The organism is Clostridium sp., from assembly GCF_022482905.1.
Classification (GTDB): Bacteria; Bacillota; Clostridia; order Clostridiales; family Clostridiaceae; genus Clostridium_B.
Genome location: NZ_JAKVOI010000001.1, coordinates 1,106,824 through 1,121,277 on the forward strand (window position 1 = coordinate 1,106,824; position 14,454 = coordinate 1,121,277).

Annotated in this window: 12 protein-coding genes; all 12 read left to right on the plus strand. The window is 37.6% G+C overall.

All coding sequences use genetic code 11. The annotated features are described in order from the left end of the window. Nucleotides 1-25 precede the first annotated feature (25 nt). The 12 genes from LKE46_RS05525 (at nucleotide 26) to LKE46_RS05580 (ending at nucleotide 14,420) form a co-directional block, all read left to right on the plus strand. On the plus strand, nucleotides 26-1,099 hold the full coding sequence (locus LKE46_RS05525; protein WP_291719188.1) for an ABC transporter substrate-binding protein: 1,074 nt from the start codon (nucleotides 26-28) through the stop codon (nucleotides 1,097-1,099). 31 nt (nucleotides 1,100-1,130) lie between these two features. Next, on the plus strand, nucleotides 1,131-1,982 hold the full coding sequence (locus LKE46_RS05530) for an ABC transporter permease (RefSeq protein WP_291719189.1): 852 nt from the start codon (nucleotides 1,131-1,133) through the stop codon (nucleotides 1,980-1,982). 36 nt (nucleotides 1,983-2,018) lie between these two features. Further along, the gene (locus LKE46_RS05535) at nucleotides 2,019-2,903 is read left to right on the plus strand and encodes an ABC transporter ATP-binding protein (protein ID WP_291719191.1); all 885 of its coding nucleotides are present in this window, start codon (nucleotides 2,019-2,021) and stop codon (nucleotides 2,901-2,903) included. Between the two features lie 92 nt (nucleotides 2,904-2,995). Next, nucleotides 2,996-4,543 (plus strand): nitrogenase component 1, encoded by a 1,548-nt coding sequence (locus tag LKE46_RS05540; protein WP_291719193.1) that lies wholly within the window; start codon nucleotides 2,996-2,998, stop codon nucleotides 4,541-4,543. A 37-nt stretch (nucleotides 4,544-4,580) separates the two neighbouring features. Next, entirely contained in the window at nucleotides 4,581-5,936 is a 1,356-nt protein-coding gene (locus tag LKE46_RS05545) for a nitrogenase component 1 (protein WP_291719195.1), read from the plus strand. Between the two features lie 38 nt (nucleotides 5,937-5,974). Next, complete coding sequence (locus LKE46_RS05550; protein WP_291719197.1) at nucleotides 5,975-6,796, plus strand: ABC transporter ATP-binding protein; 822 nt, start codon at nucleotides 5,975-5,977, stop codon at nucleotides 6,794-6,796. A gap of 25 nt (nucleotides 6,797-6,821) precedes the next feature. Continuing rightward, nucleotides 6,822-7,829: an ABC transporter permease gene (locus tag LKE46_RS05555; protein ID WP_291719199.1), complete on the plus strand. Its 1,008-nt coding sequence runs from the start codon at nucleotides 6,822-6,824 to the stop codon at nucleotides 7,827-7,829. Nucleotides 7,830-7,848: 19 nt separating this feature from the next. Further along, complete coding sequence (locus LKE46_RS05560) at nucleotides 7,849-8,613, plus strand: ABC transporter permease (RefSeq protein ID WP_291719201.1); 765 nt, start codon at nucleotides 7,849-7,851, stop codon at nucleotides 8,611-8,613. Between the two features lie 21 nt (nucleotides 8,614-8,634). After that, nucleotides 8,635-10,134 (plus strand): nitrogenase component 1, encoded by a 1,500-nt coding sequence (locus tag LKE46_RS05565; protein ID WP_291719203.1) that lies wholly within the window; start codon nucleotides 8,635-8,637, stop codon nucleotides 10,132-10,134. A 31-nt stretch (nucleotides 10,135-10,165) separates the two neighbouring features. Then, nucleotides 10,166-11,524 (plus strand): nitrogenase component 1, encoded by a 1,359-nt coding sequence (locus tag LKE46_RS05570; protein ID WP_291719205.1) that lies wholly within the window; start codon nucleotides 10,166-10,168, stop codon nucleotides 11,522-11,524. A gap of 29 nt (nucleotides 11,525-11,553) precedes the next feature. Next, entirely contained in the window at nucleotides 11,554-13,041 is a 1,488-nt protein-coding gene (locus tag LKE46_RS05575) for a nitrogenase component 1 (RefSeq protein ID WP_291719207.1), read from the plus strand. A 53-nt stretch (nucleotides 13,042-13,094) separates the two neighbouring features. Then, on the plus strand, nucleotides 13,095-14,420 hold the full coding sequence (locus tag LKE46_RS05580) for a nitrogenase component 1 (protein ID WP_291719209.1): 1,326 nt from the start codon (nucleotides 13,095-13,097) through the stop codon (nucleotides 14,418-14,420). Nucleotides 14,421-14,454 lie beyond the last annotated feature (34 nt).

Here is a 14,454-nt window from a genome sequence, read left to right on the forward strand (position 1 = left end):
TTATTAAAAAAAGGAGATGTATCGAATGATTAAAAAATTATCCCGAAAAAAAATCCTGTTAATGGTTGTTTCATTGATCTGTATAGCAAGTTTTTCACTGACTGCCTGCGGCAAGAGCACTTCTACTAGTTCCAGCAGTGGTTCTTCATCGTCAACAACAGACAAATTAAAACCTGATTCAGATGGATTGATTGCAATAAAAACTTCATCCAAGCTGGATTGTTCCTCTACACCCTGGGTTGTTGCAGACAAGAAAGGATTTTTCAAGAAATATGGCCTTAAGGTAGTCTATACTGGAGAAACTCAGGCAACTCAGGAGATCCCAGCAATTTTAAAGGGAGACAATTATGTAGAATCCTTCCATCCAAACACATATGCACCGGCTATAGCAGGTGGAGCAGATATCATAGGTATAGGTCCTGCAGGAATAGATCCTGCTCCAAGTGTAGATCCCAAATACAGACATATGTGGTGGTTTGTAAGTGCAAAAGCCAATAAAGCAGGAGTTAAAACCTTCAAAGACCTGGCAAATTACAAGAAAGGTGAGAAACTGAAGTTTACAACAGGAGCAGCCAATATCTGCACAGATTTCCTGGGTAGTACTATAGCAAAAAAATATGGAATTTCAAAGGACAGAATAGAGTGGGTTACAATGCCGGATGTTCAGGCGCTGCAGGCTCTTTCACAGGGAACAGTCGATGTATCCGCAGTGCATCCGCCGTACTATAAAGGAATGGAGAAAGCAGGAAATGTAAAGATAGCGGATTCTTTTGATGCAGATCTTGGGCCGACAGCAGGTTTGACCTATTGGGTTGTAAACAAAACCTGGGCAAAGGAAAATCCTAATATAACCAGAAAGTTCCTTAAAGCTATTACAGAAGCAGAGACATGGGCAAATCATAATCCGGAAGAAGGAGCAAAATTGACTGCTGAACATATAAAACAGCCAGTTAGTGGCAGTCATTATTACACCGAAACCTTGAATATACCAAATGAAAAGTATCTAAAGCCTTGGCTTGAGTTTTCAGAAGAAGTTGGTTCCATACCTAAAGGCAAGGTAAAAGCTTCAGATATGGTTACAAACGAATATTACAAATAAAAATTATTTTAGAAACAGGGGGGTAGATGTTATGACAGCTATTACAGCTGAAAAAGAGTCTAAAACTAAAGAAGCCAAAAAAACTAAAAAAGCTAAAAAGGAATTTAATTTGGCAAGTAAACTGGCGGTTTTTAGCAGAAAGTCCATTGCACTGATAGTATTCTTTGCTCTATGGGAAATAGCACCTAGAGTTGGATTGATAAATGAACAGTTTATACCGCCTATATCCACTATTGCAGTTTATCTTGTACAAATGGCGGCAGCGGGAGATCTATTCATTCACGTACAGGCAAGCTTGACAAGGGCACTGGAAGGTTTTGCACTTGCTGTATTAGTAGGTGTACCGCTTGGGTTCCTATTGGGTGGATGGTTCAAGAAGTTTGAACAAATACTTGATCCGTTGCTGCAGGTATTTGCAAAGGTAAATCCATTTACACTTTTTCCTATATTCATCTTGTTCTTTGGAATCGGTGAAGTTTCAAAAGTTGCAATAATTTTATGGGTAGCCTTATGGCCGGTACTTTTTCAGACAATTAATGGTATCAAGAATATTGATCCACTGTTGATAAAAGGTGCAAGGGCCATGGCCACACCAAAGTTTTCACTCTTCTACAAGGTAGTTTTACCTGGAGCAGCACCTTTGATTTTCGCAGGTCTCAAATCTTCTGTTGGTACTTCATTTTTGATGCTCGTTGCAGCGGAAATGATAGGAGCGAGCAAGGGGTTGGGCTGGTTAATACTGAATGCAGAAAATAACTATAACATTGTTAGATTATATGCAGGAGCAATTACTATTGCGGCACTTGGATTGTTTATGTCAAAACTATTGACGGTACTGGAGCATCTGATAATAACGTGGAAAGAAGATACAACTGCTGTTTAAAATAAAACAATTAAAATTAAAGGGGAGGGTTTTATTATGGGTAGTGAGAATGTAATATTGAAGGAATTTGATAAAAAGCTCAGTGATAATGAAAAGGAAGTAAAAATTTCGGCCAGAAATATAACACGCGTATTCAGAGTCAGAAATTCAGGTAAAAGAGGTTTCAGAGAATTCACTGCAATTAAAGATATCAATTTGGAAGTAAAAGCAGGCGAATTTGTTACTATTGTAGGTCCAAGTGGGTGTGGAAAATCAACATTTCTGGATATCCTCTCAGGCCTTTCCAAACCAACATCCGGCGAGCTGTATATTGATGGAAAATTAGTAACTGGACCGGCTCTGGACAGAGGTATGGTGCTTCAGGGATATGCACTGTTTCCATGGAGAAATGTCCGTAAAAATATTGAGTATGGCCTGGAATTGAAAAAAATTCCCAGGAAGAAAAGAAAAGAAATAAGCCAGAAATATATAGAGTTGGTTGGGCTAAATGGTTTTGAAGATAGATACATTCATGAACTTTCAGGTGGTATGAGACAGAGAGTTGCAATAGCCAGATCATTGGCCTATAATCCAGAGATTCTTCTGATGGATGAACCCTTCGCAGCTGTTGATGCACAGACAAGGGAGACTATGCAGGAGGAACTTTTAAAAATATGGGAGAAGACAAACAAAACTATAATTTTTATAACCCATAGTATTGACGAGGCGGTATTTCTTGCAGACAGGGTTGTAGTTTTATCAGCCAATCCTGGAGAGGTAAAGGAGATTATAGATGTAAATTTGCCAAGGCCAAGAAAACTAGGTGAAATTAAAAATACTTCCAAGTTTAATAATTTAAGCCATAGAATCTGGAAACTTCTTCATGGTGTTGATGATGAAAGTGAAGCTGAAGAAAATGTATCCAATACGGTAGGTCTATAGATTCGTATTATTTTGAAACATCTGTATATCAGATGTTTCAAAAGCTTTATATGAAATCAATAAATCAAAAGCTGTGTATGGGAGGAATATTAGTGAATAAACAAAAATCAATAAATCTTTCATTGGTAGACGTTGAAAATCGAGAGAAACGTTTGGGAACAATTATTGCATGGGACGGGAAAGCATCCGGACTGGTAAAAGAATCAAATTATCAGGCAAGAGCCCTTAAAAGAAAGAATAAATGCTCTGGCGAGGCAGGAGAAGGATGCAGGCTTTGTGAATTAAAAATGCCATTTAATCAGCAGACCATGTGCAGTCAATCGATAGTTGCATGTCAGGCCGGCAATATACCAGATGCCATTTTGATTGAACATTCATCTATTGGCTGTTCGGCATGTCATCCCAGGCACAATACCGGATATAGAATCGGACTTATGCGCAGGGGAAAAAAGATACAAAATTTACGAATTGTAAGTACTAATCTCTTGGAAAAGGATATGGTCTTTGGTGCTTCACAAAAATTAAAGCAGTCCATACAGGATGCATGGGTCCGTTTTAAACCCAAAGCTATTTTTATTTCAGCTGCTTGTGCTACAGCACTTATTGGAGAAGATATAGTAAGTGTAGCCAGGGAGGCTGAAAGAGAATTGAAAATTCCTGTTATCCCGCTGGCGTGTGAAGGATTCAGATCAAAGCATTGGAGTACAGGTTTTGATATTTCACAGCATGGTGTACTCAGACAGATTGTAAATAAGCACCCAAAGAAGCAGAAAAATTTAATTAACATCATATCTCTGTGGGGTACCGATTATTTTAGTGAGATGTTGAATCCTCTGGGCTTGAAGGTAAATTATATAATGGATATGGCTACTGTTGATGAACTTGCCCAGATGTCAGAGGCTGTTGCTTCTGCTGCATTCTGCTATACACTGGGTTCTTACACCGCAGCTGCACTGGAGCAGGAATATGGAGTTCCGGAAATCAAGGCTCCTCAGCCATACGGTTTGAGTGGAACCGATGCCTGGCTCAGAGCAATTGGAAAAATTGTCCATAAGGAAGATGAAGTAGAAAAATATATTGATAAAGAACATAGAAGAGTTAAACCTAAAATAGATGAGCTGAAAGCAAAACTGAAAGGAGTAAAGGGATTTGTAGCAACCGGTTCGGCGTATGCCCATGGTATTCTTTCAGTTTTAAGAGAGTTGGATATAGAAGTTGACGGTTCTGTAGTCTTTCATCATGATCCAGTCTATGACAGTGGAGATGAAAGGCAGGACACATTGAAATATCTGGTTAATACTTATGGTGATATAGAACATTTTACAGTGAGTAAAACACAGCAATTTCAATTTTATGGTTTGTTGAAGAGGGTCAAACCGGATTTTATAATTATCAGACACAACGGACTGGCACCGCTTGCTGCAAAAGTGGGTATTCCGGCCTTTGCTTTAGGGGATGAACACTTTCCTGTTGGTTACCAGGGAATAATAAGGTTGGGAGAAGCTCTTATCGAGGTGCTTGCACACAAAAAATTTGGTGAAAATTTAAGCAGACATGTCAAGTTGCCATATACAAAATGGTGGCTGGAACAGGAAGACCCGTTTATACTGGCCAAGCATCCGGAAATTTTAGATCAGTAAAATAATATATAGAATCTATTTGAAAAGGGAGATATCAATGTTAGGCAAATTAAATTCCAATAATCAGACTAATTCAATAGTACATCCGAGATATGGCTGTGCCATAGGGGCTGCATACACTGTATCCGCAATTCCAAGAGGAATTCCATTGGTACATTGTGGACCGGGATGTGTCGACAAACAATATTTTATGCTTTCTTACAATAATGGCTATCAAGGTGGCGGATACAGTGGAGGATCTGTAATACCAAGTGTAAATGCAGGAGAAAGCGAGGTAATATTTGGAGGAGCTAAAAAACTTGATGATCTCATTAGGTCTTCTTTTAAAATAATGGATGGAGATTTATTTGTTGTACTGAGTGGCTGTATTGGTGAACTTGTAGGTGATGATGTAGGCTCTGTAGTGAAAAAATACCAAAAAAAAGGTTATCCAATTGTATTTGCAGAGACAGGAGGATTTAAAGGAAATAATTTAATCGGACATGAGATAGTAATTCAATCCATAATAGATCAGTTTGTAGGAGAGTATGATGGGGAAAAGGAAAATGGATTGATAAATGTCTGGACGGAAGTTCCATATTTCAATACTTACTGGAGGGGGGATTTTATTGAAATCAAAAGAATACTTGAAGGCTGCGGCTTTAAAGTCAATATGCTGTTTGGCTCGGAAAGCAAGGGAATAACTGAGTGGAAAACTATCCCGAAAGCCCAATTCAATCTGGTGATTTCCCCATGGGTAGGTGTTAAAACTGCAGAGTACCTTAAAAACAAATATAATCAGCCATATCTTCATATTCCAATTATTCCAATTGGAGCGGAAGAAACAACCAAATTTCTAAGAAAAGTAGTTGAGTTTTCGGGAATAAATAAGGATATTTCAGAAAAATTTATTAGTGAAGAGGAAAATAGATACTACTATTTTCTGGATCATTTTTCTGATTTCTTCTCTGAATTTTGGTTCGGACTACCTTCAAAGTATGCTGTAATAGGAGACAGTGCATATAATATTGCCATTAACAAGTTCTTAGTAAATCAGATTGGACTGATTCCGGTAAAACAAATTATAACTGACAATCCACCGGATAAATACAGGAACAGTATTCAAAATGAATATGGACAGCTGGCATCAGATGTATCTACCAATGTGGAATTTATTGAGGATGGTTATATTATTGAAAAAGAACTCAGAGAATCGGAGTTTGGAAGCAGCCGTCCTATAATATTTGCATCAGCCTGGGAAAAAGATATAGTTGAGGAATTAAAGGGCATAATAATAGAAACAAGCTGTCCGTCTGCCTCCGAAGTGGTTATCAACAGGACATATGTTGGTTATACAGGGGGATTGACTTTATTGGAAAAAATATATACTACATCTATAGACAATGCTATATGAAATTTTTTATATAAGCAATATATTTGGGGGAATGTTCAATGGCCGAAAAAAATAATGATTATAAAATTATAATTAAAAATATAAAAAAAATTTATGATGTACTTTCAGATGATGAAGAGAGCAGTAAAAATTTTCTGGCAGTAGAAGACTTCAGCTTGAATATAAAAAAGGGAGAATTTATAACAATAGTGGGACCAAGCGGCTGCGGCAAATCAACTGTTCTGGATATTCTGGCCGGGCTTGCCAAGCCTACTTCGGGTGAAATTTATATAGATGATGAATTGGTTAAAGGACCTGGATTTGACCGGGGTATTATTTTGCAGGGATATGCACTGTTCCCCTGGCTGAATGTAGAACAGAATATTGAATTCGGCCTTGAGATAAAGGGTATTTCTAAAAGAGAGAGGAAAGAAACAGCAGAAAAGTTTATTAACCTTGTAGGTTTGGATAAATTTAAAAGTAGATATCCCCATGAATTATCAGGTGGAATGAAACAGAGAGTAGCCATAGCCAGAGCTCTGGCATATGATCCGGAGATTTTGCTTATGGACGAGCCATTTGCAGCTGTAGATGCTCAGACAAGGGAAATACTTCAGGAAGAATTATTGACTATATGGGAAAAGACAAAGAAAACTGTAATATTTATAACCCATAGTATTGAGGAGGCTATATTTTTGGCGGACAGGGTGGTCGTGATGAAAGATAATCCCGGCAGAATAGAGAAGATTATTGACTTGAATCTGGAAAGACCAAGAAATACAGCCAATATAAGAACATCCAAAGAATATAATATTGTATGGAATGAAATATGGCAGCTTCTTCACGATGACAGGAAGGAAAAACAACTTGATTACATTTAAATTTATAGTGTAAAAGGAGGAGCCTATGAATAAGTTAAAAAATAATTGCAACTATTATATTTTAAGATACAGTGGAGTAGTACTCCTTATAGTACTATGGGAGATATTGCCTAGAATTGGTGTTTTCAATCCTCAATTCATTCCAGCCTTTTCTACAGTCATAGCCCAGATTTATGTCTTGTGGCTAAAAAATAATTTGATTACAAATATAATGGTGACCTTATGGAGAGTTTTGGTGGGACTTATGATAGCAGCTGTAATTGCAGTACCTCTCGGACTTGTACTTGGCGGTTGGTTTAATAGAACTGCTGACCTGTTGGATCCTCTCTTTAGAATATTCGGGCAGGTAAATCCATTTTCATTGCTGCCGGCATTTATATTGTTCTTTGGTATGGGCGAGATTACAAAATTGGCCGTAATTGCGTGGACAAGCATATGGCCAATTTTGTATAATACCGTATCGGGTGCTAAAAGTACCGACAAACTTTTGATAAAAACTGCTGTCTCCATGAAGATATCCAATTGGCAGCTATTCAAAAAAGTACTTATACCTTCTGCGGCACCGTCAATTTTTGCAGGACTCAGAGTTGGAACTGAAATGTCCTTTTTTATAGTTATTGCTGCAGAGATGATAAGTTCAAATGCAGGATTGGGGTGGCTTTTCCATAATGCATCAATGAACAATCAGATCCCCAGAATGTACTCGGCAGGACTGTTTATCATAATTCTGGGAGTTCTGCTAAACAGATTTCTGGTGTATTTCCAGAATAAAATATTTTTTTGGAAAGACACGGGATACAATTTCAGCTTTATTAAATTAAAAAAGTTGAAAAGCAAATTCAGCAGACGACAAATCGCAGCACTGGCATTAGTTACTGTGATCATTATAGGAATCGGGAGCATTGAGGTCAGTTATTCAAATACTCCAAATTTTAACAGCGGGTTTATGAATAAAATGGATGAAGACCAGATGAATATGGAGCATGACAATAAAAGCAATTCTGACCACATGCATATGGATATGAAAAAATAAGATTTTAGGAGATATGAATATGAAAAAAAGAAAAAGGGATGTTGCTTATAAATTTTTAATAATAGTTATATTTATTTTAATATGGGAGGCAAGCAGTAGGCTTGGATTATTGGATCCTCAATTCATTCCATCTTTTTCTAATATAGTGGATACTTTGTTTAATATATTTCTTTCGGAAAACTTTATTGTGAATGTTGGTATAAGTGTAGAAAGAGCTCTGCTTGGTTTTATAGTTTCAATTTTAATCGGAATACCACTTGGATTTTTACTGGGTGGTTGGTTTCAAAAGCTGGATTTGGTAATGGAACCGGTTATAGAAATATTTTCTCAAGTTAATCCTTTTATATTATTTCATATTTTTCTTTTGCTTCTTGGAATTGGAGAGGGAACCAAAATAGCAGTAATAGCATGGACCTGTACATGGCCTATAATGTTCAATACAATTTATGGAATAAGGCATGTAGATCAATTATTGTTAAAGGAAGCCAGGTCCTTTGGAATTACAAGAACCAAGCTTTTTTATAAGGTAGTAGTACCTGCAACACTGCCATCAATTTTTGTAGGAATTAGAATCAGTGCAGGATATTCATTTTTTATGCTTATTGCGGCTGAAATGATGGGTGCAAGTTCAGGTCTTGGATGGCTGCTGTTAAGCTATCAGCAAATTTACGACATAAAGAGGATATTTGCCACAGCGGTTATCATAGCTTTTCTTGGACTGATTCTGGATATAATAATAAAAAATATTCAAAATGTGTTTGCAGCCGGCAGAGAAAATAATTGAGTAGAAGGAGGAATCTTATCATTGAAAAAATTGAGCCTGGATAATACTTTGGTAAAGACCCGTGAAGAAAGACTTGGTACTATTATTGCCTGGAGAACAGGTAAAGCCTCAGAAATACTTAGAGATTCTGAATACACATGTGCAGGATGCAAAAACAATGGAGGTAAAAGACTCTGTGAAGCCAGAGGGCCTTTTACTCAGGCATCCAAATGCAGTGAGGAAATGGTGGAATGCCAATATGGCAATGTAAGAGATGCAGTCATGATACAGCATTCACCAATAGGCTGCGGTGCCGGTCAGATATTGAGCAATTCACTATACCGCAATGGACTTTCAATAAGAAATCTGCCTGTGGAAAATGTAAAAATCATCAATACCAATCTTGATGAAGCTGATATGGTATTCGGGGCACTCAAAAAATTGGAGCAGTCCATACGTGATGCCTGGAACAGACACCATCCAAAAGTAATTTTTGTTGCAACATCTTGTGCTACCGGAATCATTGGAGAGGATATAGAAAGTGTAACAAACAAACTGCAGAAAGAACTCAATATACCGGTAGTTCCGACTTACTGTGAGGGATTCAGGTCAAAACATTGGACTACAGGATTTGATGCAGCGTATCATGGAATTTTGCGTCAGGTAGTCCGAAAGAATCCGAAGAGGCAGGAGGATCTTGTCAATGTAATTGATCTGTGGGGTGAGGACATATTTACCCCTATGCTTGCAGAACTGGATCTCAGGGTAAATTATGTTGTTGATCTGGCATCAGTTGAAGATTTGGAGCAGATGTCTGAAGCCGCGGCAAGTGTTTCATTTTGCTATACATTGTCTTCATATATGTCTGCTGTCCTGGAAGAACAATTTGGTGTCGTAGATATTAAAGCACCCCAGCCATATGGAATTCCTGCAACAGATGCATGGATAAGAGAATTGGCAAGAGTCACCAATAGAGAAGAACAGGCAGAAAAGTATATAAAAAAGGAGCATGAAAGAATATCAAAAAGATTGAGTGAACTTAGGAAACTGTTGAAAGGAAAGGTAGGATACGTGGCTACAGGTTCATCATATGCTCATGGAATTATTGCGGTGCTGAGGGACCTTGGAGTGGAAATAGACGGGTCTCTTACTTTTCACCACGAACCCATATTTGATGGAGATGATGCAGAAAAGAAGGATTCACTTAAATTTTTAGTAGATAATTATGGAGATGTTTCAAAATTCAGCGTAAGTAATGGACAGCAATATCAGTTTTATGGACTGCTAAAGAATATAAATCCCGACTTTATCATCATAAGGCACAATGGACTTGCACCACTGGCTTCACGTATGGGTATTCCATCTGCACCGCTTGGCGACGGACACCATGCCGTAGGATATCAGGGAATTATAAATTTAGGGGAAACAATTCTGGAAATTCTCGCACGCAGGAAATTTCACCAGGATCTATCTGAGAATGTAGAATTACCTTATACACAGTGGTGGCTTGATCAGAAAGATCCATATATACTTGCAGAGTAAAAAACACTTTAAATACAGAGGAGTTAAGATCATGACTATTGATACATGTAAAAAGATGACTAAAACAAATTCTATTGAACAGGTCAGGTATGGCTGCTCATTAGGTGCCATACACAGTGTTTTTGCTATACCAAAAGCTATACCAATTACTCATTGCGGGCCTGGGTGTACTCAAAAGCAGGTTACAAGTATATCATTTTATAATGGCTTTCAGGGAGGAGGATATGGAGGGGGATCTGTAATACCAAGTACGAACATTCGTGAAAAAGAGGTGGTCTTTGGAGGAGAGAAGAGGTTAAGAGAATTAATTGAATCGACTTTTAAGATTTTAAAAGCGGACTTGTTTGTAGTTATGACAGGATGTATTCCGGATGTGGTTGGTGATGATTGCGGTGCTGTAGTAAATGAGTTCCAGAAAAAAGGGCTGCCCATTGTGTATGCTGAAACCGGAGGCTTCAAGGGAAACAATTTTGTAGGTCATGAACTTGTTGTTAGAGCCATAATAGACCAGTATGTCGGCGATTATGATGGTGATAAGGAGAAAGGACTTGTAAATGTGTGGTCTCTTCTTCCATATCATAATACATTCTGGAAAGGTGATCTTACAGAAATAAAAAGAATTCTGGAGGGTATAGGACTGAAAGTAAATATTTTATTTGGAAATAGGAGTGCTGGAGTTCCAGAATGGAAAAATATTAAAAAAGCACAGTTCAATTTGGTTCTGTCACCATGGCTCGGGTTAAAAATAGCAGAGCACTTAAAAGACAAATACAATCAGCCATATCTCCATATACCGGTAATACCTATAGGAGCCAAAGAAACCAGCAAATTTTTAAGAAAGGTAGTTGAGTTTGCCGGACTGGATAGAGTCAAGGCAGAACAATTCATCGAAAAGGAGAGAAAAGAATACTACAGCTATCTGGAGGGATTTTCAGATTTTTATGCAGAGTATTTCTGGGGATTGCCATCGAGATTTGTTGTTATAGGGGACAGTGCATATAATCTTGCAATAACAAAGTTTGTGGTAAATCAACTGGGAGTAATACCGATGAAGCAAATCATTACTGATAATCCACCTGAAAAATATAGGAACGGCATTGCAGAAGAATACAAGAATATATCTGATGATATTTCCATAGACGTGGAATTTGAAGAGGACAGTTATGTTATACACAATAAGATAAAAGACATAGATTTTGGGAACAAACCGCCTGTCATATTTGGGACTACATGGGAAAGGGATCTGGCAAAGCAGCTGAATGGATATATGGTGGAAATAGGCTTCCCGGCATCTTATGAGGTTGTCATATCAAAATCCTATATTGGATATAGAGGAGCACTTACTCTGCTTGAAAAAATTTATACGACTACTGTAGGTTCAAGTGCATAAATATAAAAAAATAGAAAGGAATGGTATAAATGAAAATCAATTTGAAAATACCTGAAGTAGCAATAAGGGAGAAAAGGATAGGCTCGATTACCGGATTCTGTGGAACTGCAAAAGGTCTTGTTAAAGAGGCAAGATGCGGCAAACTTAAAGAGAAAAGCCGAGGTTTCAGCCAGTGTGCAGGATGTGCTGCCAATAAAGCTCTGTGCCAGCTTTTAATGATACAGGATGCGGTAGTAATACAGCATGGTCCCATAGGATGCTCGGGAGATTTTTCGGGTTTTGCTTTTATTAACAAGGTAGGTCAGGTGGAGAGAAATTTAAAAGTGAAAAATGTGAATGCAGTAAGTTCAAACCTTGAAGAAAAAGATACTATATATGGTGGGGCACAGAAGCTTAAAAAGACTATAAAGGATGCTTTTGAAAGATTCAATCCAAAGGCTATATTTATAACTACATCCTGTGCTTCCGGTATTATAGGAGATGATGTGGAATCCATAGCGGTGAATGCAGAAAAAGAACTTGGTATACCGGTAGTATATATTTCCTGTGAAGGCTTTAAATCAAGGGTCTGGACTACAGGATTTGATTCAGCTTTCCATGGGATTTTGAGAAAAATAGTAAAACCACCGGTGGAGAAGAGAAAAGACGTTCTCAATGTAGTAAGTTTCTGGGGAAATAATGCATACAGTGATATCACCTATTTACTGAATAAAATAGGAATAAAGCCCAACTATGTAGCTCCATTTTCCACAATTGAACAATTGTCAAAACTGTCTGAAGCTGCCGCAACAGCGGGAATATGTTCTACCCTTAGTACTTATCTGGCTGCCGGGCTGGAGCAGGAATACGGGGTTCCTGAAATAAAGGTTTCCCAGCCCTATGGGATAATTGGAACTGATGCATGGCTTAGAGAAATCGGCAGGGTAACCGGCAAGGAAAGTGAAGTGGAAGAATTAATAAAATCCGAGAAAGAAAGGACAGCACCTCAACTGGAAAAGTTAAGGAATAAGCTTAGCGGAAAGACTGGTTATATTACGGCTGGTGCTGCATACGGGCACATAATTGCCACATTGTTGAATGAATTGGGTGTAAATGTAATAGGTGCTTGTGTATATCACCACGATCCAATTTATGACAATGGAGATGTAAATGCAGATACTCTGGATTTTGTTGTTAAAAACTACGGCGACATACCGAATTATGATGTATCAAATAAACAGACATTCGAATTCGTAAATGTGTTGAATAGAATAAAACCGGATGTATGTATAACAAGGCACCCCGGCATGGCAGTATGGGGCATAAAATATGGGGTACCAACGCTTCTCTGGGCAAATGAAAACCTCAGTTTTGCCTATCAGGGATTGATAAATTTTGGAGAGAGGGTTGCGGAATTGCTTGAAAATGATGAATTTGTCAAAAATGTTGCAGAACATTCAGAACTTCCGTATACGGATTGGTGGATGAATCAAGATCCTTATTTTTTCTTGAAAAATAAGGAAAAAGCCAGGGTGTAAATATAGTTTTCCATTGAATGTTATGACTACATTATACAAGGAGGTAAATATAAATGGCAGAAATGATTGAACAGCCGAGATATGCCTGTGCAATAGGGGCACAGCAGACGGTTTTAGCCATAAATAAAGCAGTGCCAATTCTAAACTCCGGACCTGGATGCAGTGAAAAAATTTATGGTTTCATAAGTTTTAATTCAGGTTATCAAGGTGCCGGCTATGCAGGAGGAAGTACAATACCCTGCACAAATAGTCTGGAAAAGGAAGTTGTATTTGGAGGTGAAAACAGATTAAGAGAAGTAATAGACGGAACCATCAAGGTTCTGAAGGGAGACCTGTTTATTGTACTTACCGGATGTACTTCAGACATTATAGGAGATGACGTGGGAAAGGTAGTTTCTGAATATCAAAAAAAAGGAATCCCCATAGTTTATGCAGAAACAGGAGGCTTCAAGGGAACCAACTATATAGGACATGAACTGGTTACTGAGGCAATTATAAATCAGTTTATAGGAGATGTTCAGCCGAAAGTTAAAAAAGGACTGGTCAACGTATGGTCTTCAGTTCCGTATCAGGATCCATTTTGGGCTGGAAACTTGTCGGAAATAAAAAAGCTTTTAAATGGAATCGGACTGGAAGCAAATGTGCTTTTTGGACCTAGATCCAATGGTGTGGATGAATGGAGAACTATTCCCAATGCTCAGTTCAATATTGTGCTGTCACCCTGGGTAGGTTTAAAAACTGCAAAATTATTGAAGAATAAATATGGAACGCCATATCTGCATTATCCAATAGTTCCCATAGGGGCAAAACAAACTACTAAGTTTTTGCGTGATGTAACTGAATTTGGAGATCTGGATGTAGACAAAACAGAAAATTTTATAAAGTCAGAGGAAAAAAATTATTATTATTATTTAGAAAGATCTGCTGATTTTTTTGTGGAATTTCGTTATGATCTGGTACACAGATTTTTTACAATTACGGATTCTTTCTATGCAACAGGTATAAATAAATTTCTGATAAAAGAACTGGGATTTGTACCTGGACAACAATATATTACGGAAAATACGCCAAAGCAATATCAGGAATTTATAAGAGATCAACTTAAAACTTCATCAGAAACTACTTCTGCTGAAATCATATTTGAAACCGATGGTGGAAAAATTCACAGCGGCATACGAAATTACGATCACAGAAATCAGAAACCCTTGATCATAGGCAGCTTTTGGGATAAAGACATAATTTCAGAACTCAATGCATATGAGCTGGATATTTCTGTTCCAATACTAAATAATCTTATACTTAATACCAATTATCTGGGTTATAGTGGAGGACTCAATTTAATTGAAGATATATATAATAATGTTCTGCACAAATACTAAAATAGTTTAAATATTAGCTTGTTGAATAAGCTGC